At 37.8% G+C, this 23,122-nt stretch carries 16 protein-coding genes, 1 pseudogene and 3 riboswitches; of the genes and pseudogenes, 11 read left to right on the top strand and 6 right to left on the bottom strand.

Translation table 11 applies throughout. From position 1 onward, the window contains the following. Positions 1 to 66: 66 nt before the first annotated feature. The 4 genes from GMJ66_RS05690 to GMJ66_RS05675 all read left to right on the top strand — a co-directional run bounded on the left by GMJ66_RS05690 (position 67) and on the right by GMJ66_RS05675 (position 7,721). A complete protein-coding gene (locus tag GMJ66_RS05690; RefSeq protein WP_156289369.1) occupies positions 67 to 1,599 on the top strand; it encodes an ABC transporter ATP-binding protein in 1,533 nt (510 codons plus the stop codon). Continuing rightward, positions 1,596 to 2,645, top strand: a complete 1,050-nt coding sequence (locus GMJ66_RS05685) for an ABC transporter permease (protein WP_156289368.1) — start codon at positions 1,596 to 1,598, stop codon at positions 2,643 to 2,645. The genes GMJ66_RS05690 and GMJ66_RS05685 overlap by 4 nt, the downstream gene beginning before the upstream one ends. Further along, positions 2,646 to 3,599 carry an ABC transporter permease gene (locus tag GMJ66_RS05680; protein WP_156289367.1) on the top strand — a complete coding sequence of 318 codons (954 nt, stop codon included), beginning with the start codon at positions 2,646 to 2,648 and terminating at the stop codon, positions 3,597 to 3,599. A gap of 342 nt (positions 3,600 to 3,941) precedes the next feature. Then, on the top strand, positions 3,942 to 7,721 hold the full coding sequence (locus GMJ66_RS05675; RefSeq protein ID WP_156289366.1) for an AAA domain-containing protein: 3,780 nt from the start codon (positions 3,942 to 3,944) through the stop codon (positions 7,719 to 7,721). Positions 7,722 to 7,940: 219 nt separating this feature from the next. On the opposite strand, the gene GMJ66_RS05670 is transcribed toward GMJ66_RS05675, so the two are convergent. The 4 genes from GMJ66_RS05670 to GMJ66_RS05655 form a co-directional block, all read right to left on the bottom strand. Next, on the bottom strand, positions 7,941 to 8,918 hold the full coding sequence (locus GMJ66_RS05670) for an NAD(P)H-quinone oxidoreductase (protein ID WP_156289365.1): 978 nt from the start codon (positions 8,916 to 8,918) through the stop codon (positions 7,941 to 7,943). A gap of 401 nt (positions 8,919 to 9,319) precedes the next feature. Then, the gene (locus GMJ66_RS05665; RefSeq protein ID WP_197046614.1) at positions 9,320 to 10,903 is read right to left on the bottom strand and encodes an esterase/lipase family protein; all 1,584 of its coding nucleotides are present in this window, start codon (positions 10,901 to 10,903) and stop codon (positions 9,320 to 9,322) included. A gap of 573 nt (positions 10,904 to 11,476) precedes the next feature. After that, on the bottom strand, positions 11,477 to 11,680 hold the full coding sequence (locus GMJ66_RS05660) for a hypothetical protein (RefSeq protein ID WP_156289363.1): 204 nt from the start codon (positions 11,678 to 11,680) through the stop codon (positions 11,477 to 11,479). Between the two features lie 333 nt (positions 11,681 to 12,013). After that, a complete protein-coding gene (locus GMJ66_RS05655; RefSeq protein WP_156289362.1) occupies positions 12,014 to 12,376 on the bottom strand; it encodes a hypothetical protein in 363 nt (120 codons plus the stop codon). A gap of 417 nt (positions 12,377 to 12,793) precedes the next feature. On the opposite strand from GMJ66_RS05655, the pseudogene GMJ66_RS05650 reads away from it, so the two are divergent. Beyond that, positions 12,794 to 13,253, top strand: a pseudogene (locus GMJ66_RS05650) (DUF4256 domain-containing protein). Between the two features lie 523 nt (positions 13,254 to 13,776). Further along, a complete protein-coding gene (locus GMJ66_RS05645) occupies positions 13,777 to 14,979 on the top strand; it encodes an MFS transporter (protein WP_156289361.1) in 1,203 nt (400 codons plus the stop codon). Positions 14,980 to 15,509: 530 nt separating this feature from the next. Here GMJ66_RS05645 and GMJ66_RS05640 read toward each other — a convergent pair. Together GMJ66_RS05640 and GMJ66_RS05635 are read right to left on the bottom strand one after the other, a co-directional pair. After that, positions 15,510 to 16,388, bottom strand: a complete 879-nt coding sequence (locus tag GMJ66_RS05640; RefSeq protein ID WP_156289360.1) for a transporter substrate-binding domain-containing protein — start codon at positions 16,386 to 16,388, stop codon at positions 15,510 to 15,512. 186 nt (positions 16,389 to 16,574) lie between these two features. Then, entirely contained in the window at positions 16,575 to 17,072 is a 498-nt protein-coding gene (locus GMJ66_RS05635; RefSeq protein WP_197046613.1) for a GNAT family N-acetyltransferase, read from the bottom strand. Positions 17,073 to 17,444: 372 nt separating this feature from the next. Between GMJ66_RS05635 and GMJ66_RS05630 the strand changes: the two genes are divergently transcribed. The 5 genes from GMJ66_RS05630 to glyA all read left to right on the top strand — a co-directional run bounded on the left by GMJ66_RS05630 (position 17,445) and on the right by glyA (position 23,071). Then, positions 17,445 to 17,795 carry a GNAT family N-acetyltransferase gene (locus GMJ66_RS05630; protein WP_231514825.1) on the top strand — a complete coding sequence of 117 codons (351 nt, stop codon included), beginning with the start codon at positions 17,445 to 17,447 and terminating at the stop codon, positions 17,793 to 17,795. Positions 17,796 to 17,967: 172 nt separating this feature from the next. Beyond that, positions 17,968 to 18,068: riboswitch (glycine riboswitch) on the top strand. 3 nt (positions 18,069 to 18,071) lie between these two features. Continuing rightward, positions 18,072 to 18,144, top strand: a riboswitch (glycine riboswitch). A gap of 300 nt (positions 18,145 to 18,444) precedes the next feature. After that, positions 18,445 to 19,158: a DUF5058 family protein gene (locus GMJ66_RS05625; RefSeq protein WP_156289358.1), complete on the top strand. Its 714-nt coding sequence runs from the start codon at positions 18,445 to 18,447 to the stop codon at positions 19,156 to 19,158. A gap of 18 nt (positions 19,159 to 19,176) precedes the next feature. Then, on the top strand, positions 19,177 to 19,887 hold the full coding sequence (locus GMJ66_RS05620; protein WP_231514824.1) for a small-conductance mechanosensitive channel: 711 nt from the start codon (positions 19,177 to 19,179) through the stop codon (positions 19,885 to 19,887). Positions 19,888 to 19,965: 78 nt separating this feature from the next. After that, the gene (locus tag GMJ66_RS05615; protein WP_156289357.1) at positions 19,966 to 21,156 is read left to right on the top strand and encodes a M20 family metallopeptidase; all 1,191 of its coding nucleotides are present in this window, start codon (positions 19,966 to 19,968) and stop codon (positions 21,154 to 21,156) included. A 385-nt stretch (positions 21,157 to 21,541) separates the two neighbouring features. Then, a riboswitch (glycine riboswitch) is annotated at positions 21,542 to 21,644 on the top strand. Positions 21,645 to 21,820: 176 nt separating this feature from the next. After that, on the top strand, positions 21,821 to 23,071 hold the full coding sequence (gene glyA, locus GMJ66_RS05610; protein ID WP_156289356.1) for a serine hydroxymethyltransferase: 1,251 nt from the start codon (positions 21,821 to 21,823) through the stop codon (positions 23,069 to 23,071). Positions 23,072 to 23,122 lie beyond the last annotated feature (51 nt).

Genomic DNA, 23,122 nt, shown 5'->3' with positions numbered 1-23,122 from the left:
GTTGGTGATTTTTGTTTCACAGCCAAATTCAATGAAAGAAGTCATATAGATAAAGGGTGAACAAACTTGGAGTATGCAATTGAAATGTTAAATATAAGGAAAGAGTTTCCTGGTATTGTTGCAAATGATAACATTACAATCCAATTAAAAAAAGGCGAGATTCATGCTCTATTAGGTGAGAATGGGGCAGGGAAATCAACATTAATGAATGTATTATTTGGTTTATATCAGCCCGAAAAAGGTGAAATTCGGGTAAAAGATAGAAAAGTCAACATAACGAACCCTAACATTGCAAATGATTTAGGCATTGGCATGGTCCATCAGCACTTTATGCTGGTAGAGCCATTTACCGTAACGCAAAATATCGTGTTAGGAAAGGAACCAACCAATAAATTTGGGAAGATCGATATTGCAAAAGCAAGGAAAGAGATTCAAGAATTATCAGATCGTTACGGATTAAAAGTAGACCCTGATTCAAAAATTAGTGATATCTCTGTAGGGATGCAGCAGCGTGTCGAAATACTGAAAACACTCTATCGTGGTGCGGAAGTTTTAATATTTGATGAACCAACTGCTGTTCTAACCCCCCAGGAGATTAGTGAATTAATGGAAATCATGCGATCCCTTGTTAAAGAAGGTAAATCTATCATTCTTATTACACACAAATTGAAGGAAATTATGGAAGTTTGTGATCGATGTACGGTTATTCGTAAAGGGAAGGGGATTGGAACGGTCAATGTTTCAGAAACGAATGCGACAGAACTCGCATCATTGATGGTTGGTCGTGAGGTTCATTTTAAAACAGAGAAGAAAGAAGCTCAGCCAGGAGAAAATGTTCTTCAAATTAAAAATTTATATGTGAAAGATTCCAGAAAAGTGGATTTAGTCAAAGGCTTAGATTTAGAAGTCAAAGCTGGTGAAATAGTTGGTATAGCTGGTGTGGATGGTAACGGTCAATCTGAATTGATTGAGGCAATTACTGGCTTAGCCAAAACGAACTCGGGATCGATTAGAGTAAATAACAAAGAAATATCCAATTTTTCCCCAAGGAAAATAACGGAAAGTGGTGTAGGTCATATACCTCAGGATCGCCACAAATATGGTCTCGTTTTAGACTACTCTATTGGCGAAAATATCGTATTACAAACCTACTATAAGAAACCTTACTCTAAAGCAAAAGTATTAAATTATAAAGAAATCTTTCGTAAAGCCGAAGATTTAATTAAAGAATATGATGTTCGTACTCCAAGTGTATATACGAAGGCTCGTGCCCTGTCTGGTGGGAATCAGCAGAAAGCGATAATTGGGCGGGAAGTCGATCGTTCTCCAGATTTACTTATTGCTGCTCAACCAACGCGAGGGCTTGATGTTGGAGCAATTGAATCTATTCATAAAAAGTTAATTGAGGAACGTGATAAAGGGAAAGCAATTCTCCTGATATCCTTTGAACTTGATGAAATTATGAATGTCAGTGATCGTGTAGCCGTAATGTTTGATGGCAAGATTGTTGCTAATGTAAAACCGGAAGAAACGAATGAACAGGAGCTTGGGCTGTTAATGGCTGGTAGCAGGGTGAAGGCAGGTGAGCGTAATCAATGATATCTAATAATAAAATGTTTGGAATCTTAGTACCTATCATTTCCGTACTTCTTGGATTGATTGCGGGTGCCATTATTATGTTAGGTTCAGGCCATAATCCAATTCGGGGATATGTGGCATTGTGGAATGGAGCATTTGGGGATGGTTATACGCTCGGAGAAACGATTAGGCGAACGACCCCATTAATTTTAACGGGACTTGCTGTTGCATTTGCTTTTAAAACGGGCCTTTTTAACATTGGTGCGGAAGGCCAGGTTATCATTGGATGGCTGGCTGCCGTATGGGTTGGTTTAGTCATCGATGCGCCAATGATTATCCATTTACCTCTTAGTGTACTTGCTGGAGCAATTGCAGGTGGTCTTTGGGGATTTTTACCGGGTATACTGAAAGCCAAACTCGGAGTTCACGAAGTAATTGTAACCATTATGATGAATTACATTGCCTTATTCACGACAAATGAGATCATTAGAAGTGTCTTGACGGACGGGAAAACGACGACGGAATCAATACCGCAAACAGCATCATTAGCATCCGCCTGGTTACAAGGTCTTACCTTATACTCCAGAGTCCATTATGGTATCTTGATTGCTTTGTTTGCTGCATTTCTTATGTGGTTTATCATTGAACGGACGACATATGGCTATGAATTAAAGGCAGTAGGTTTTAATCAGCATGCTTCTAACTATTCAGGAATGAACGTTAGTAAGAATATTATCTTGTCCATGGTTATTGCTGGTGCGTTTGCTGGGCTTGCTGGTGCAATGGAAGGGCTTGGTACGTATGGTTCAATATCTGTTATGTCCGGATTTACCAATCTTGGGTTTGATGGTATTGCGGTAGCACTATTAGGATCTAATCATGCATTTGGTATTGTAATAGCGGCCTTATTATTTGGTGCATTAAAAGAAGGTGCTGGGGAAATGCCTACTACAGCGGGAGTCCCCACTGAGCTTGTAGATATCATCATTGCTCTTATTATCTTTTTCGTTGCTTCCAGTTACATGATCCGCTGGGCAATACTTCGCTTTAAAAAGGAGGAAAAATAGATGTTTGATGCACTGCAGTCGATTATTCCTACTGTTCTGTTCTATTCCGCACCTCTTATTTTGACAGCTTTAGGCGGAGTATTTAGTGAAAGATCCGGTGTTGTCAACATTGGATTGGAAGGACTCATGGTAATGGGTGCTTTTACAGGGATTGTTTTTAATCTTACTTTTTCAGATGTCCTAGGTTCATGGACCCCTTGGATATCTATTGTAGTCGCAACCATAGTTGGAGCTATTTTTTCCATTATTCATGCAGTAGCTTCTGTATCCTTTAACGCCAATCAGGTCGTTAGTGGGGTTGCTATCAATATGCTCGCTTTAGGAATAGGGGTTTATCTAACCAAAGTTTGGTATGGGAAAGGACAAACCGATATGGTGGATCAACCATTTTATACAACAAGTATTCCTGTGTTGTCTGATATTCCAATCATCGGTCCTATATTCTTTGAAGGAATTTATGTCACTTCTTATCTTGCTATTATTTTAGCGTTTGTTGCTTGGTATGTCCTATATAAAACACCATTTGGCTTACGTTTGAGAGCGGTTGGAGAGCATCCAATGGCTGCTGACACGAATGGGATTAAAGTATATAAAATGCGTTATATTGCTGTTATCCTGTCCGGTGCATTCGGTGGATTGGGTGGATCTGTATTCGCCCTTACCATAGTATCGAATTTTTCTGGTTCAACCATTGTCGGACAAGGGTTCATGGCTTTAGCAGCTGTTATTTTTGGTAAATGGCATCCACTTGGTGCAATGGGAGCTGCCTTGTTTTTCGGGTTAGCGCAAAGCTTAAGTGTGGTTAGTGCGGGGATACCTTTATTAGAAAATGTCCCACAGGTGTATTTATTAATTGCTCCTTATGTTCTAACCATTCTTGCCTTAGCAGGGTTTATTGGGCGGGCCGAGGCTCCTCAGGCAAATGGGGAGCCTTATATTAAGGGGAGTAGATAATCACCTAAGTTTCTAATCCTGGATTATCATACTAAATAATAAAGAGTTCATCTTTCACTTTACTTTGGAAAAGGTAAGTGAGGGATGAACTCTTTTTTTGATTATCGGGATGAAGGCTGAATTATCGAAATGCAGGCTGAATTATTGGAATGAATCAGGGTCAAAATAAAAATCAAGTGTTAATCCATTAAATGACAGTGGTATTCGACACCTTTTTCTTTGTATCATACTTTTTGTCGAAAACGATAATTCACTTTAGGTTCTATTTGGTTCTTTTCATGTAATATAATGAGGTATATAATGGGTAGTATGTACTGATAAATTAAAATAAGGTGATATAAAGTGAAGGAAAAAATTACTATCTTAAAGGATCGATTAAATGACTTAAGCCGTCGAAATAGGTCGATTCGTATGTTGAAATGTTATAACAAGTGGTCTTTTGATTTAAGTGATTTAGAGAAGATTAATAAAAATCCTCAAGCTATCTTAGATGGTATTATCCTCAATGATGAAAAAATTGAACTGTTGAAGCAGAATGTAAATAATAACGAAACTTTACATTTATCTGGGAAATTAACTACACTATATCGCAATCTTAAAGCCATTGAGGATGAGACTGGGCTTTATGATTTGTATATAGGTTACCCATTCATTAGCGGTTCGATGTTAGATGGAACTTACGTGAGAGCCCCATTATTTTTACACCCTGTCAAATTAGAAAGGTTAAAGAGTCATGGTACAAAGTGGATGTTAAACCCTGTTGCTGATTCTGAACCTATGTTAAATCGCTCCTTATTTTTAGCCATGCAGAAAATGAGTGATCTTCATGTACCAGAGGAAATGTTTGATGAAGCGGTAGATAAATCAACTGAAATGAAGTTTCTAAGTTGGTATACCTGGCTTAAAAAGTATGAAATCAATATTTCCTGGTCCAACACTTCAGACATACAATCATTCGTAGATTATAACAGAGATACCATCCCGGAATTTCAAAAAGGTGAATTCCAGTTAGATAATTATGCAGTGTTAGGGCATTTTCCCCAAGGTGATTCCGCGCTATTAAAAGATTATGAAGATTTTATCCAACAAATAGAAGAGGGCAACATAGATCTTGGGATTGCCGGTGAATTAATTAACGTGGGGGAAGTGGACTCCAACGATACTGCTGATAATCTTGAAGCTGATGATAATCATGTGAAATCTTCCACTAAGGAAGAAAAAGAAAAGATTTTTGTGCTGGATACGGATGCTTCTCAGGAAGAAATAATTGATTCACTTGAAAATACAGAAGGCCTGGTTATTCATGGACCACCTGGGACGGGTAAATCGCAGGTCATAGTTAATATCATAGCAAATGCCATTGCAGAAAATAAAAAGGTTTTATTGGTTTGTCAGAAGCGTGCAGCGTTAGACGTTGTTTATCAAAGATTAGACGGATTAGGATTATCGTCAAGTGTAAGTCTTTTACATGATGAGAAAACCGATAGAAAAGGGCTTTACAGAAAACTGCACAGCAGATTAACAAGAGATGAGTACTCTCAGGATCTGGAAGTGGAGTATGAACAACTGTCAAATAAAGTTAAAAAATGTGAAGATGAACTGAATGCTATCGCGAAAGGTTTATATGAGACGCAACCCCATGGATATAGAGCTTATGATATTTATGGATTAGCTAAGCCCAGAACAGAACAGGAAGTGATTCTGGACTTATCAAACGTTATTAAAGCTCTAAATAAGCACAATCTAGAAGAAGTTCTAACTACTATCTTTTCTTATGGGGACAACTATAGCCGGTTTGGGCAGGAAAATTATCCATTAAAAGATAGAACATCATTTGCTATGCTTGAGATTAAGGATCAATTAACGATTGTGGAGATATTGAAGAAAGTCTCTGAAAAGGCTGAGAAGAGTATTGATTATCTGGAACATTTTGAACAAGAGGATATTACACCGGAGTATAGTTGGGAAGTTGGTGGCAAGTTAGAAAAAATATATGAAGACTTAAATCCGGAAGAGAAAAAATCATTACAAAAACTACGACTTTGGTGGTGGACATCTTTTACAGGAAAAACAATTGTAGAAGAGTTGTTGGATAGAGATAAATTCAAAGGTTTATCTTCAAAAGAATGGCCAAAACTCCGGGAAAGCTTAAGAATCTTATATGAGCTTTCAAACGTTTCAGATGATATGTCAAAAGAAGTTCAGCAATTGTCTTCCTATTTTAAGGAAGAGAAAATCCAACGTTATCGCGATCAGATTTCTAAGGGAGATATTCCATTATCTGAGTTCCAAAAACAACAGGAATATGTCATTCAGGACTTTGAGGATTTACGTAACATGGATAGGATTTATGATGAAAGCCTGCCATTTATCAAAACTATCATTGATCGGTTAAAAGATAAAAGTAAAGATCATATCCATAAAGAGTTGGCTCACCAATGGGTAGATATTGTGAAACAATCCGTATATATTCATTGGATAGATGAGTTGGAAAGGAAACATCGAGAGTTAACCAAAATAGGAACAGAAGAATTTAAACGTTTAAGAGGGAACTTTAAAGAGCTGTTACAGGAGAAGAAAGAACTTTCCTCTAAAGTGTTAAAAAATCGGTTAATCAAAACACTTGATCAGGTGAAGCAAAATCATTCTAAGGCTATAAAGGATATCATTCACCAAACAGGGAAGAAAAGACAAATTTGGCCAGTAAGGAAACTGGTTCAGCAATATTCCTTGCATGGATTATTAGATACTATGCCAGTTTGGCTTGTTTCACCAGAAACTGCTTCTGCTATATTTCCGTTAGAAAGAGATTTGTTTGATATGGTTATTTTTGACGAAGCATCACAATTAACTGTAGAAAATGGCATTCCAGCAGTTTATCGGGCATCCAAAGTAGTAGTTGCGGGTGATGAAAAACAATTGCCACCATCCAACCTGTTTAGAGGAACCGTACAGGTTGATGAAGATGAGGAAGACGAAGGGGATATGACGGAATCTGAAAGTCTTCTAAACTTATCCAAGCGAATATTTCCAAGTAAAATGCTTCAGTGGCATTATCGCTCGAAGTCTGAGGAGTTAATTAATTTTTCTAATCATGCCTATTATAACGGAAGTATTCAAATCGCACCTAATGTGGAACATCTAAAAGAGCCGTCTTCTATTCAGTGGCGGAAAGTCGATGGTAGGTGGATAAACCAATGTAATGAAAAAGAGGCTCAGGAAGTTGTTCTATTGTTGAAGGAATTATTAGTAAAAGACGCCAATAAATCAATTGGTATAATTACTTTTAATGCGAAGCAACAAGATAAAATTAATGATTATATAGATAAGTTAACAGAGGAAGATACTGAATTTAATGTAGTCTATCAACAAGTGATGGGAAAAGATTTAGATGAGCAAATTTTTGTGAAAAATATCGAAAATGTTCAAGGTGATGAACGAGACATCATTATATTCTCTGTTGGATATGCTCGGAACAAAGAGGGACGTGTATATAACCGCTTTGGAACTTTAGGACAGGAAGGTGGAGAAAACCGCCTGAATGTGGCAGTGACACGTGCTAAGGAAGCAATCTATGTTGTTTCCAGTATAGAACCACACGAGCTCGATGTATCCAGCACTAAAAATGATGGACCTAAGTTCTTGAAGAGCTATTTAGAGTATGCGCGTGCTGTATCCAATGTGCAAAAAAGCACTATAGAAGCCGTTCTCTCCAATTTAAATGAAGAAATGAACACGAAACGTCAGGAGAATGAACTTCATTTTGATTCACCGTTTGAAACTCAGGTATACGAACAATTAATTGATATGGGATACAAAGTGGATACTCAAGTGGGGATGTCGAATTACCGTATAGATTTAGCGGTTGTTCATCCTGATAATCCCGGGAAGTATATTTTAGGGATTGAATGTGATGGTGCAATGTATCATAGTTCTCCATCAGCAAAAGAGAGAGATGTATACCGTCAAAGATTCCTGGAAAATAAGGGCTGGAAAATACATCGTATATGGAGCAGGAATTGGTGGAAAGATCCAAGTTCTGAATTAGAAAAAGTAGACCAGTTAATTAAGGAGATATTAGAAAGAGAAGCTAGCCTGAATAAAGTGAAACATATGGTTTAGAATGAACAACGGTAAAGGTGCCTGTCACTTCCCGGATTTTGTCGAATGAAAGTAAACAGCTGTAACCCTTGTCTGTCAAGGTTTACAGCTATATTTTCTTTGGAATCTATTCGACAAGTATAAACAAAGTGGATGAGGAATTTAAGTAATTGAACCCTTGTGGTGCTAACAATGAGTGGGGGATGAAAAAAACCCCACTGATTGAAGGTTCACTTTATGTTAATTTACCTTTAAAATGATCTTTCCTATATTTTTGTTGCTCTCCATATGTTCATGAGCTTGTTGGATTTGTTCAAGTGTAAATACTTGGTCGACAATTGGACGAAGCTTATGATGACGGAAAAGCTCCATGGTTTTAGAAGAAAATTCAGATGTTAATGCTGTCTTGTATTCATCACTTCTAGGAGTGAGAAGCGTTCCAGTCATCTGGATTCGTTTCGATATCACGTCCATTAAATTGAACTTTTCGATTTGTGTACCACCTAAAACCCCTATCAATACCCATCGTCCATCCACTTTTATACTGGCAAGATTTTTATCCCAATAGGATGCACCGATGAAATCAAGAATCAAATCTACCCCTTGATTATTGGTTGCGCGCAATACTTCCTCATCAAAATTTTGTTCTTTATAGTTAATACAAACATCCGCACCTAATGACCGGCAAAAGTCTAATTTTTGTTTGGAACCGGCTGTTGTTATGACATTCGCTTGTCCGATTTGTTTGGCAAGCTGAATCGCTGCCGTTCCAACTCCACTTCCGCCAGCATGAATCAGTACATTTTCATCCGTTCGTAATTGACCTATCCAAAATAATGTTTGATAAGCAGTCAAAAATACTTCAGGAATCGCCGCAGCTTCTTCAAAGGAAAGGTTTTCTGGAATCACCATCGCTCGATCATCCGGCATCACGGCGTATTCCGCATAACCCCCCCCATTGACAAGTCCCATAACGTGTGTACCAATTGGAGTCTTTGCATCTGTGCCCGCTTCTTCCACAATTCCAGCCACTTCGACACCTAAAATCGGATTGTCTAAATACCCCGAACTACTTTCCCTATTAACAATATCGGTTCGATTAACAGCCGCTGCTTTTACCTTAATTAATAATTCTCCGTCCTTTGGAGTAGGTTTATCTACTTCTTCCAACTGTAATTGTTCCGCACCACCTGGTTGTTTAACAGTGATCGCTTTCATGTACATCCTCCTCTTAAGCTCTGAAGCAAAAGTGAAACGGAGAGGCGGTTCTTTTGCTTCATGATAGTTTGAGTTCAACATCCAATATTATAACGTAGTAGTGTGTTAAAAGGGTAAAAATCGTCTTCCACTGATTGTTATTTAAAGGAATCAGCAGTGAGAATTCCCATATTACTATGGTTTTTAATACAGTCTTGGTCTATGGGTGCCTGGTACTTGTCGAATAGATATCAATGAGGAAGCTGACTAGGCCTGTTTCATTCGACAAAATTCGGGAAGTAACAGGCACCGTTCTAATTTCCCTAATAAATATGCTACAAATTTAAATGTTATTTATGTAACGCTAATAATATTTATTAAATAAAACGGAACCAGAGCTTTCCCCTGATTCCGTGAGAATATTATTCCGAATAAACCGAATCCACGATTGTCCGATTAAAAGCATTTCCTTCCTTTGTTTTTCCTTGAATGTCGATAGTAATGTTGTAGACTTTATGTTTATTCTTAAATTTCAGCTGCTGTGAAAGATCTGATTTCCCTCGAACGGTCCATGTTTGTTTCGTATTTGGTTTGCCGGATTCGGTTACTTGGTAGATAGCGGATAAACTGTCCTTGTTTAGTTTCTCCTCATCTAGCTCTAGTTGGTAAGTCTGATTTTGTTCATTATAGTTGGAGGTTGTATGATCCTCTAAGTAAGATTCTGTGTCAAAATCAATGACTGCTAGGTAGGCATTTTCATTGGGAGTTGAGCGCATTTCGATACTCCATTGTCCTATTTTCGGAGTATTGATGGAAACGGTGTAGCTTATCGCATCTTTAAATACTCCCTCTTCAATTGGTGTGGATTGGACATCTGCTTTGGTCGGCTTTCCGGATGGGTCAATTACTTTCAAGTTCGCTAATGGTTCAGCTGTTAATATATTTATCTGGATTTGTTTTACCCCTTCCTCAACATCCACCGGAAGCATTTCTTTTTTACTTAAAGGGCCGCCAGTGACATATTGGTTGGGAGAAGGTGTTTGTATAAATTCATTTTCCGTGTTTTGTACGGAAGTGGTGCTTGCGAAATGATCACCTGCTAAGTAGTCATCAAATACTGGAAAAGTAACCCCCGTTCGTACGGTACCATGATCCCAAGGGCCAATTGCTAATTCATGACCGCCTGGTAAATTAGTGCTTACGGTCGTCACCATTCCATCGTTTGGACCATAGGAGGATAAGTACATGCCGCCAAACCAATATGAAGAAAACGTTTTCCCCCAATCGGTGCCTCCCAAGGTGAAGTAATCATTGATGTAGGCATTTGGGTGGGCGTCCGTTTGCGAGCGGAAGTTTTCCATATAAGCCATCTGCAAGGAAGCTGTTCCTTCCCCTTGTGCCCCGATGACATCAGCGAGCCATCCGCCCCATGAACTGTACGCCAAGTCTGCAAGCTGTGAGCCATGATGTGGACTTGATAAAGTAATCACATTATCGACATAGGGGGCTCCTCCATAATAGGTCAAGGCGGCTTGGGAGTCCACGCCACCTTTACTGTGCGCGACAATGGTAATGTCTTTTCCGCCATAGTAATTGGAGATCTCCTTAATTTTGCTGGCAAGCAATTGACCGTTTTTCCACATATCTTCGTTTTGACCACCGGCATCATAAAGCTGAACAAAGGCTGTCTGATAACCGGCGTCATGGGCGGTTTGGTAGAGGTCATTATTTTCCCAAAATACTTGTGCTGTACTATTCAGCCCGTGAACAAACAACAGGACCGGGGAATTTGAAACAAGATTACTAGGTGTTGCCCCTCTATACCACACTCCTGGGGTTTCAGTGTTTCCATTATCTACTTTTCCCATAATCGAAAACGTTGGTGATTCAGATTCGACTAGCATTGGTGGTGATGGAACTTCTGCAAAAATAGGTGCTGCCGGACAAAGTACTATTGCCAAAATGATTGCAAAAACTGGAGTGGTCATATGTTGGAATGCTCTCATCTTTTCATCTCCCTTTTTATTATTTGTATAAATAACATCATGGAACGAACCATGATGGAAATGTAGGGAATCATGATGAAAATCGTGATGATACATTCTTGGGGCTCTTGGTGTGAATTTGATAGGTGAGAGGATAAGTAAGTTACGCTATCTATTATACGTTGTAATTGTAAAAATTGTATAAGGTAGGTGTTAAGTTATTATGTTTTAATGGGGATAGGTTAGGGTAATTTGTCTCGGAAAAACCCTCAAGCTAAAAGTAGCAGTTTCCTGTTTTTATAAAATAGGATGATTTGTATTTAGCTTACACAATTTCCGGATCATCTTCTTACATAATCAGACAAAATTCCCCAGGAAATAATTAAGCAAATGTTTATTAAAACGCTCTTTGAATTTTGTAATGATAATTCTAAAGGACGGCGGGGATAGACAGCAGTGATTCTACAAAAAATTTATTTTAGAAGTTATATGAAGTGGGAATTTTAAAAGGATAACCACAAAAATAATAAAGCCTGCGAAGAAGAAATTAACTTCTTTGCAAGCTTTACTAATGGATTAAATTCTATTTATAAATTAATAACCATAAGCCCAGTCGATCTTATCTTCATACCAAACTACCTTACTAAAGGGATTAAATTGAACTTCTTTGTTATTAATAGTACATTTTATGTTCTTAGAATCCTCCTGGCTAACTAATTTTTCATACACATGATGCTCGACGTTCTCTAATACGGTAACCGAGTGATCCTTATTGATTAATAATGCTGTACCTTTCATTTTCGCACCTTCCTTGGAAGACTTATTCTTAAATCAGTTACATTATAACGCCATTTAGTATTTTGACAACATCTTTGTGCCAGTTTTAACAAATTATTCATATTTACGTATTGATATTGTAATACATTCACACCTGAAACCGGGGTGCAAAAGAACAAAGACTTTATTACATGATTAACTGGCTGTAAGCCCCTTAACGAGGAGAATTCGAGATATATCAGGAATTATAAGCGGGGGCGGGCAGCCAGTAAACTCCTGATTCGTTCAGAGGCCCGCGGGTCTCCTTGTGGTACTAACAAACAGTGGGGGATGAAAAAAACACTGATTGAAGATTCACTTTATTACACCCATTCCTATTAACAACTTTTTAGCATCTTTGGTAAATGAGTTTGTTATGTCTTCGCGTATAAATAGTTCTGGTTTTTCTCTCACAATTATCCGTATTTCCCGAACATTTAAATTGCGAGCGTAATCATTAATCGTATTTATTGAAATGAATTCATTACGTGTCAATGGTTTATAGCCAGTTTGGAATCTACCAAAGATAAAGTCAAATATTTCTCTAGCATTACGATTTAATAAATGTCTGTAGTCTTCTAATAAGTTAATATTACCCTCAATATATTTTCTTGTTGATACAAAATCAAGCTCATCTGTACATGTATTTATTTTGTTTATCAATTCTGTAAGTTGCATATGACTTTTCAGTATCCTCCTATGTATTTATATAATCCTGAAAAACATTGTATCAATAATTTGTTAAGGTGATGTAAATTTTGTCATTGTATTAACGGTATATTGTTACTATGCTATAGGCATGGATGGAACAGTCACGGCAAATCATAAAGGCATTATCCGAAATATACATAAGAAACAAAAATAGGTATAAATGACAAGCTTTTCACTCTAACTGGAATAACTTATTTATAAATCAAATCATCATAAACTACTTAAAGATTCGAACTCTCATGTTTAATCTTTAAAACATTATAAGCAATAAGGGGGAAAACGAATATGACAAAGAAAAATAAGGAATTGTCACACGAACAACGTGAAGAATTACTCAGAGCATTGAAAGGCCGTTTTGAGAAAAATATGGATCGCCATAGTTGTATTGAGTGGCCTACCATTCAAGGGAAGCTGGAAGCAAATACGGGAAAACTCTTGTCACTTTATAAAATGGAAAGAACTGGCGGTGAACCGGACGTTGTGGGTCATGATAAGGAGACGGGCGAATATATATTTTATGACTGTTCTGCGGAAAGTCCTAAAGGTCGCAGAAGTGTTTGTTACGACCGTGAAGCGCTGGAGTCAAGGAAAAAATATAAATCAGCAAATAACGTTATGGATATGGCTGCTGACATGGGCATTGAGCTTTTAACAACAATACCGGGAGTTGCAAAAGCTTGGAAATTTCGATACGAAAACATCGAGCTGGGTGAAAACCCCTGTTAGGATTAGATCTCGGTGGTGCCCTTTTTGATGATGTCGTTAAGACACGGTCTTCTTGTATCACAATGGGGCAGAATCCTACTATGTTGTCAGGGGTTTCCGTGGCTCGCTAAGGGTCTGAATTTTGCTGAAAACTATTTGGAAAAGCAATAAGGTCTTGGAATCGTATGCTTAAAGATGTATTTATGAGAACTGAAGTAAAATGGTGTCAAAGTTGCGGGAACTGTCCATACGGAAAGGTATAATCAAGATAGGAGTGAATGTTTACTTCTTGATCAAGTAAAAACTATTTTCTCTCTCATACAATGGGAAATGCTATTTAACCATAATTATTCTTTTAAAGCCAAGAGGACTCCATTCCTCAAAAGTAAACAGGTGATTGTTTAATAAAATAGTGATTAATTAGCGTTCTGTTTTAACTGGACGTTTTTTTTTTAGTTAGAAAAGAATTCTCTTTCCTTTTTAGGGGATTATAAAAGATAAAGGAAACCTAAATCAACGGGGGATTTTACATCCTCCACTGATTGTTTGCAACAAATGGAGAGAACCGCAGATCATTAATTGAATCGTTTTTCCTTTACCGATTTTAACCATTCTTCAACCAGATATTATACAATAACCAGAAAATGTTAGAGGTGGAATAGATGAGTCAAAAGAAGTCCAAAATTAACGTCATGCTAATTGCCTCCATTATGCTTGGATATGCATTGACTTATATGGATAAAAATATGATCGCCGCAGCAATCATCCCAATGGAAGCGGAATTAAGCCTAACTGCTAGCCAATCAGGCCTATTAATGAGTATGTTCTTTATTGGATATACTGTCATGCAATTCCCAAGTGGATGGCTCTCTGACAAAATTGGGCCAAAAAAAGTTTTAATCATTTCAATTGGTACCATTCTTGTAGCAACTCTTTTCTTTGGACTAGTTAGCGCATTAGTATTGCTTATGATTATCCGATTAGTTGCAGGGCTTGGTCATGCTGGAGTACCAACAAGTTCGGCAAAGGTAGTAGCAAATAACATTGAACCCAAACAAAAAATGTTTGTCCAGTCATTAATCTTGGCCACTTCTGGTATTGGTGGTATTCTTGCTTTTACATTAGGTTCCACGTTAATTAATATGAACTGGCGTTATGCATATTACGGATTAGCTGCATTATATGCGGTTTCTATTCTCATGATTTTTATCTTTTTTCCGAAAGAGAAGAAAGATGCTAATGGAGATCAAGAGAAAAAGGAGGATAAGGTTCCAATCAGTGCAGTGTTTAAAGATAAAAATGTATTTATATTATTTGCTGCACTACTATTTCTAAATATTGTATTATACGGTTACCTTTCCTGGTTGCCATCACACTATGAGGCTAATTTTGGATTTGATTTAAGGGCAATCAGTATTGTCTTGGGTATCAATGCGGTTTTAATGAGTGCTGGTGCTCTGAGCTCAAGCTTTATGGTCAAAAAGGTTTTTAAAGGAAATGATAAAGGGTTTGCTTTAACTGGTATTATTATATGTGGACTTGCGTGTATCGTTTTTGCTATAACCAATAGCTTAGTTATGTCGATTAGCATGATGTTTATCTTTACACTTACATCGAATGCAGTCTATGTTACTTTATTTAGCTGGCCACATAAATTGATTAAGCAAGAGGTGATTGGCACGTCGATTGCCATTATAAATATGGGTTCTACTGTTGGAGGCTTTTTATCTCCTACTATTACCGGATATTTAATTACTGCTTTCGGTGGTAATTATAATGTGGCCTTTACTGCAATGGGAATAAGTGCATTTGTAGGTGGTTTAGTTATTCTTTTAGTAAGAACAAAACCGGTAAAGGCTGGGTAAATATAAATTTGATTTAGTTTAATGTGCAGGACCATTGTTTTATAAGCTTGCGTTACAAAACGGTTTCCATCACTGTAGGTAGGAAGCATAGAAACGTACTTTTATGGTTGTGACAAGATAGCCCGCATCCAGTTCTATGGCTAGGCTTGAGCGAATCTTCTCTCTGTTGAAATACGCGCGCTATTTTAATGGGCCACGCGTTATGAAGATGTCGCGCGAATTGAGTTGAAGCTCTCACGAATTGAAGTGAATATCGCTCGATTTGGATTGAACTCACGTAAATTGAAGTGAATGTCGCGCGATCTGGATTAGAGTTCGCGCTCGTTTACTTTCGAGTGGACAGGGGTAGCTCTCTCTATGGCCTACTGGAAATGCTAGACACCTTTATTAGTTTTGCAAGTGATGTTTAAGACACAAGAACCTTGATCCACCTGCCACCGGGAGATTCTAAAAGAAAAAATCCACCGAACCTTTAGAGATTACTGCGTTCGGTGGTAATGTTTTTTTCCCTTCATTTCATTCTTGTATTTCTACAACTCCAACCCGTCAATCTCCTCAACTTCATCTCCAGGCTTTTGGGAAGCATCCTCCTCGTAGAACTGTTCCCCAAGTTCTGCTAAAGTACCGTCATCACGCATTTGATCTAAGGCATGGTTAATTTCTTCGGTAAGCTGATCTGCTCCCTTTAAAATGGCGATAGCCTGTTCAGTTGGGTTGAATTTTAATTCGGGATGTTGATGGATATCGAAATCCGGGAATTCAGCTATTCCAAATTTTTGTAAATAGTAATCATTAATAACAACATCGGTTCTGCCGTTATGTACATCACGAAGGTAGGCTTCATTTGGCGCGTTTCCATAAGTTACTACTTCAGCACCGAAATGTTCCGCAATTTGGCTATAGACGGTAGTTGCTCCACCACCAGCTTTTTTACCATTCAAATCTTCCAGGGAATCTATCCCAGAATTATCTTCTTTTCGAACCACCATGGTTGTGTAGGAATATTTATAAGGTTCACTAAAGTTAAATGCTTCTTTCCTTGAAGCGGTTGGCTCAATGTCATTAATTGCAATGTCGATTCTGCCACTTTTAATAGCTGATAGCATGCTGTCGATACCCATTATTTCAAATTCAACATCTACTCCCAGACGCTTTGCAATTTCTCTTACCACTTCCACGTCGTAGCCTGTTAAATTGTCTTCATTGCCTTCGCTTCCCTCATAATAAGAAGCTGGAAATAATGTTCCAGATGTTCCAACGGTGATTTTTCCGGAATCTTTTATTTCTGTCCATACCTCATCCGTATTTTCCTGGTCTGTTCCATTGTTTGAATCCTCATTTTCGCTCGAACATGCACTTAAAAAAGTAAACGAAAGAAGCAGAATCAAAAGGAAGTTAATTTTCTTCATTTACATACACTCCTAAAAATTTTAATCTATTACACTATAATAAGGCTAAAGAGACTTTATTTCAAAGTAATTCACTTGGAATAGAATGGATACACAAAAAAATTTCTCCTATACACTACTGAGGAAGGAAATGGTCTAAGGCTTGTCATTTAGTAAACAATAGAGAAACCTTATCTGGAACAGGAATTATAACTCTTTCTCATACCCTAAAAACGGCAACTCCCGCTCCTCCATATAATATTCCCCAACCTTCTCATAACCAAGCCGTGTAAACAGCCGTTGAGCTTTTTCATTAATAGAATATGTATCTATCTTCATACCACGTAGTCCTAACTTTTGAAAATGCCCCTCAACAAATTTAATCAGTTCTGAAGCAACGTTTGTTTTACGACGCTCAGGATCTACTATCAATCTGTGAAAGGTTCCTACTTCATCGTTGGAAAGACTCCAATTCAAATTATTATATTCTTTGGCTATGTTCTGGACGGCGGTGATAAAACCATAAATAATGCTATCTACCTCGTAAATAAACAGAGAAGAATGCTTTATATCCTCTGAAAAGTGATGAATGGTAGGATAGGTTTCATCCCACTGGTCACTTCCTTCTGCCTTCATTACTTTTACAGTTTTCTCTGCAGTAGTTGCAATCGTATTTAAGTCCTTGCTGGTGGCAAGTCGAATCATGGTGTTACTCCTCCTTTTAAGAATGAACATAATCGGCAAACCACAAATCATTATAATACAACGATAGAATAAATGAAAACTGTCTGACTAAACATGGACCACATGTTAAATCTGACAGTAAAGTTTGTAGAAACATGGGGCGGGGTAGTCTGTTTATATTTTCTATCTGAACAGTTTATTTTGTTTCTATCACAAATAGAAATATTAATTGTAATAAATTTATAACAGATTAGTGGTATATTCTAAAAGGGTGACAACATGACTATTAGATTATATAAAAATACAAAACTGGATAAATTGGTAGATATTTGATGCAAAGGATCTTTAATGGCGCATGATTTTATTGATCAGGATTATTGGAGATTACAGCAAATGAAGATGAAAGAAAAATATATCCACATGTCTGAAACTTATGTGATAGCTAGTGAAACAGAGATAGTCGGCTTCATTTCCATGGATGATTATTTGGCTGCATTGTTTATTGGTATGAATCACCAAGGTAATGGCTACGGAAAGAAATTGCCAGAATTTATAAAAGAACGAAGGGAACATATACATTTAAAAGTGTACCAAAAAAATAACAATACTGTTCATTTTTATTTGAGAAATGGATTTGTAGTAAAGGAAAAATTAATTGATGAGAAACTGCAGAGGAAGAGTTTTTTATGGAATGGCAAAAAGATTAAGTGCCCCATACAATTCGATGTATTAGGACAGCTATGAGAAAAAGTACTCGTGGTTTGAATCTGAGCATGCGCGTTTTGAAGTGAATGACGCACTATTTGAAATGGACTACGCGCGTTTTGATATGCCCATTACATTAATGAAAATTTAAATCTTAGGTTGACGTAAAGTTAATTTTAGACTATTATTAAAATAAATAAAATATTTGCGGTTGAATATTGTGAGAGAGACTAATATTTGTTTAGCACCGAAGGAGCAAGTATCCATAAAGTTGGATATCAATCTCTCAGGTAAAAGGATCACAATAGGACGCACCTCTGGAGAGCGCGTACATACAGCAAAGCAATACGCCACCAAAGGAGTTAAACTCTCAGGTAAAAGGACAGAGAATAATAGGATAACGCCTATTTTTCTGTCTTTTTTTATTGGAAAAAGGCAGTATATTTTGGTGGGTAATGTAAGCGTTTCCTGTGTGAGTTAACTAATAATGGAAAAAGCATCAAGAAGTACAATACATAGAATGCGATTAGATTCTGAGGCAGTCATTTTAGCTTAAGACCAATCTTTCCATTTGAAATCGTCTGTTTCCTTTTACAATGAAACAATAGGCTTTTAATATGCCCTATTGTATGGTGCTAAATAAGTATGAAGTAAAGCGCAAATAGAAAGTTGTAAGGAGAGTGAAAGAATGGAAGAAGCTATGAAACTTGCTGGTAGTCAGATAGTTTGGGGAATTGCTTTACTGATATTAGCTGTCGTTATTTTTCAAGCTATAAAATTTATTCTATTAGCTAAGAAAACAAGTAAAGAAATTGGGATGACGAATAAAGAAGTAAACAGTGCACTTAAAACAGGAGCCATTGCAGCGATTGGCCCCTCATTTGCCATTATTATTGTTGCGGTATCACTGGTCCCATTTATAGGAGAAGCTTTAACGTTAATGCGTATCGGGATTATTGGTTCTGCCCCAATCGAGTCAACAGGTGCAAGTCTAAGTGCGAATGCCTATGGAACGGAACTAGGAAGTGCTGGCTTTACTGCACAAGCATTTACAGCAGTCGTATGGACATTATGTATCGGTGGGATAGGTTGGTTGGTTTTTGTTGCCTTGGCCACGAAGTCCATGGACAATATTCAAAAAAAGATCGTAAATAGAAATGAAAAAAGTAAACAGATAATGGGAGTTATTACAACAGCTGCAATCGTAGCGGCGTTCGGAAATTTAGCAAGTGCTGAAATGGTGAAAGGGTTTGAATATATTGTAGCTGCGCTAACGGCAAGTATTACAATGATCGCTGTAACAGCATTAGCAAACAAAAGTCCCCGTATGGGATGGTTACGGGAATGGTCACTTGGAATTGCAATTCTTGTTAGTTTAGTGATAGGTTATTTTACTATTTAATCATAGGGAGGTAAAACAGTGAGTGTAAACCTACAGAAGGAGATACCGGTTAGAGATACTAATATTAGTAGTAATTCCCCCATGGAACAATTTCATGCAAAATCCCACTTTTGGGGACGGTTAACCATATGGCCTGTTATTTTATTAAGTATTTCATTACCACTGATTCTTTCATTTGTTCTCGGATATCACCCTGGTTGGAATGTTGTTCTTAGTGGATTCTTCGCATATGCAAGTATTGTTGCTGTCGTATGGGTACTTGAACCTCTCATGTATTATCCGATTTTAGGTGCATCGGGTACTTATATAGGTTTCTTAACAGGTAATATCGGAAATATGTGTTTGCCATCTGCAGCTGCGGCTCAAAATGCCATTGGCGCACAACCTGGGACAGAGAAGGGAGAAATAACGGCAACACTTGCAATTGGTGCTGCATCAATAGTCAATAAGGTGCTTCTGATTCCAATGATTCTTGGTGGGGCTATCCTTGTCGCAAATATTCCTGAGCATATTCAACAAGTATTTCCACTAATTTTACCTGCTATATTTGGTGGCGTACTAGCTCAGTTTGCAATAAAAAAACCAATTTATGGTGTCATTGCACTAGTTATAGGATTTATTATTAATCTTACAGCACTTGCTGTATATATCAAAATGTTACTTTGTATCGTGCTTACCATTGGCATCTGTTTATTGTTGGAGCAAAGAAATGGGAAAGCACAGGTATAAGATTAATCGGAAAAAGAGAGCAACGGATTTGGAGTAACAACCAATCCATAAAAAATTATAAAGGTAGGGGAGTAGAATATGAAAGATCAATTAATGCCCATGCTGGAAGAAAGAAAAGATGAAATCATCGAAATTAGACGCTATTTGCACGAACATCCGGAAATATCTTTTAAAGAAGAATCTACAGCCAATTTTATTGCCAGTTTTTATAAGGAAAAAGATGTGGAAATCGAACGTAATGTTGGAAATGGATATGGAATCGTTGTTACCATTAAAGGAGAGAAGCCAGGGAAAACAATTGCTTTAAGGGCCGATTTTGATGCATTGCCCATTAAGGAAGAAACTGGATTGCCATTTCAGTCGAAAAATGAAGGGGTAATGCATGCGTGTGGACATGATGGCCATACTGCCTACTTAATGGTTCTTGCAGATTGTTTGATTCAATTGAAATCATCTTTTTCAGGTACAATCAAAATTATCCATCAGCATGCGGAGGAAACGCCGCCGGGTGGAGCAAAAAGTATTATGGATTCAGGTGTTCTCGATGATGTGGATCATATTTTTGGAGTTCATTTATTCCCGACAGAGCCTGCTGGAACGGTAGGATACCATACAGGCTATTCCATGGCTGGAAGAAGCAATTTTGATTTAGGTATTCAAGGAGCTGGCGGACATGGTTCTTCCCCACATATGGCAAATGATCCGATTGTTGCTGCTGCCCACTTTATAACAGCCGTGCAAACAATCGTTAGTCGCAGGTTAAACCCGTTTGATACAGGAGTTATCACCATTGGATCTTTTGATGGAAAAGGATCACGTAATGTTATTAAAGACCGCGTTGAGCTTGAAGGTGATGTTCGGTATATGTCTAATGAGGTTCGGGATATCATCGAAAGTGAGATGCATCGTATTGTAAAAGGGATCGAAGAAGAATTTGGTGTGAAGTGTGAATTGACGTACGAAAATGATTATCCACCATTATACAATCATCCTGAAACTACTGATTTTGTAAAAACAAGTTTAGAAAATATGAATGATCCGGATGTAGAACAGATCATTGAATTTCCTAAGTTTTCAGGTTCAGAGGATTTTGCTTACTACCTGGAAAAAATCCCCGGAACGTTCTTTTATATTGGAGCGAAACCAAAAGGTGTAGAGAAAGCCTATTTTAATCATCATCCAAAGTTTGATATTGACGAAGCTGCCCTTTTAGTTGCAGCAAAAGCAGTCGGTCAAGTTGTTTGTAATTATTTGGAATCAATAAAGTAAGATGTTATTACGTGATTAACTGGCTGTAAGACCCTTAACGGAAGAATTCGAGATGCCTCAAGAATTATAAGTGGAGGTCGGGCAGCCAGTAAACTCCTGATTCGATCAGAGGCCTTTAGGGCTAACAATCAGTGGGGGATGAAAAAAACCCCACTGATTGAAGATTCACTTTATCATATTGAGGCACTCAGAAGCATAAAATAATTTTTGAAAGCCCTTTAAAAAAGGGATTGACATTTACTCTTTTAACAATTATTCTAAAAATAGGTAAAATTAAATATGAGCGGATGACCGTTGTGGGAGAGCGCGAAGTTAAAGGCCACCGAAGGAGCAAGTTCCAAAAATACCCTTGGAATAAATCTCTCAGGTAGATGGAACCACAACATGACGCAACTCTGGAGAGCGCGTATTGAGAGCAATACGCCACCAAAGGGGTAGACTCTTAAATAAAGAGTTAAACTCTCAGGTAAAAGGACAGAGAAGGGTTGAGAACACTTATTACCCTTTTCTGTCCTTTTTTGTGTGCAAATTTCTAAATAATAATCTTTGCCATTTAAAAGTTGGATTGTACGGTAGAAAGAGGTGTTAGTGCTTCTCGCTAAGCTATATGTTTAATTAATGTTCGAGCTTTTGTAAAGACTTACACATAGGGAGGAGTAATAAAATGGGGTTACAACAAAATGATTCAACTATTTTTAAAGCGATTGAGAGTGAGCGACAACGTCAACACCAAACACTTGAGTTGATTGCATCAGAAAACTTTGTTAGTGAAGATGTATTAGAAGCAATGGGAAGTGTAATGACAAATAAATACGCAGAAGGCTATCCAGGAAAGCGCTATTATGGTGGGTGTGAGTTTGTCGATGTAGCAGAAAATACAGCTATCGATCGACTAAAGAAGCTATTTGGAGCCAAGTATGCCAACGTTCAACCACACTCAGGTGCACAAGCAAACTTAGCGGTTTTCTATGCATTACTTCAACCTGGTGATAAGGTGATGGGCATGAACCTTTCCCATGGGGGACACTTAACGCACGGCAGTCCTGTCAGCATTTCAGGTAAATGGTTTGACATCGTGTCCTATGGGGTAAGAGAAGATACACAAATGATTGACTATGATGAGCTAGAAGCTATTGCAAAAAAAGAGAAGCCAAAATTAATTATAGCAGGGGCAAGTGCCTATCCAAGAACCATTGACTTTGAACGATTCAGAAAAATTGCCGACCAAGTTGGAGCGAAATTTATGGTGGATATGGCTCACATTGCTGGACTTGTAGCGGCAGGTCTTCACCCATCCCCACTACCTTATGCAGATGTAGTGACAAGTACAACACATAAAACATTAAGAGGTCCACGTGGTGGTATTATCTTAACGAATGATGAAGAGATGGCGAAAGCGGTGAATAAAGCTGTATTCCCTGGAATTCAGGGTGGACCGTTGATGCATATCATTGCAGCTAAAGCTGTTGCATTTAATGAAGCATTACAGCCAAGTTTTAAGGAATATGCAGAGCAGGTCATTACGAATGCTAAAGCCCTTGGCGAAGTTCTAAATGAAGAAGGTGCCACACTTGTGTCGGGAGGTACCGATAATCATCTTGTTCTTTTAGATGTACGTCCATGGAGCTTAACAGGAAAAGAAGCAGAGAAGTTACTAGAAGAAGCGGGAATTACCGTTAATAAAAACACGATTCCATATGATCCTGAAAGCCCGTTTGTTACAAGCGGAATCCGCATCGGAACAGCGGCCTTAACAACTCGAGGCATGAAGCAGGATGAAATGGTGAAAATTGGGAAAGTAATTGCTTCTGTTCTGAAGAGCAATGGGGATAAGGATGTCCTTGAAAAAGCAAAAGAAACAACGAAGGAAATTTGCGAAAGTTATCCGCTATTTCAACAGCCAGTAAATGCATAAATGTTTAATAGCTTCTCAGAATTTTAGAGACATATATAATAGTAGATTCAT

Origin of the sequence: Oceanobacillus salinisoli, assembly GCF_009733865.1 — a bacterium.
Classification (GTDB): Bacteria; Bacillota; Bacilli; order Bacillales; family Amphibacillaceae; genus Oceanobacillus; species Oceanobacillus salinisoli.
The sequence above is the reverse complement of the archived record's forward strand: the minus strand, read 5'-3'. Positions and strand labels throughout refer to the sequence as shown.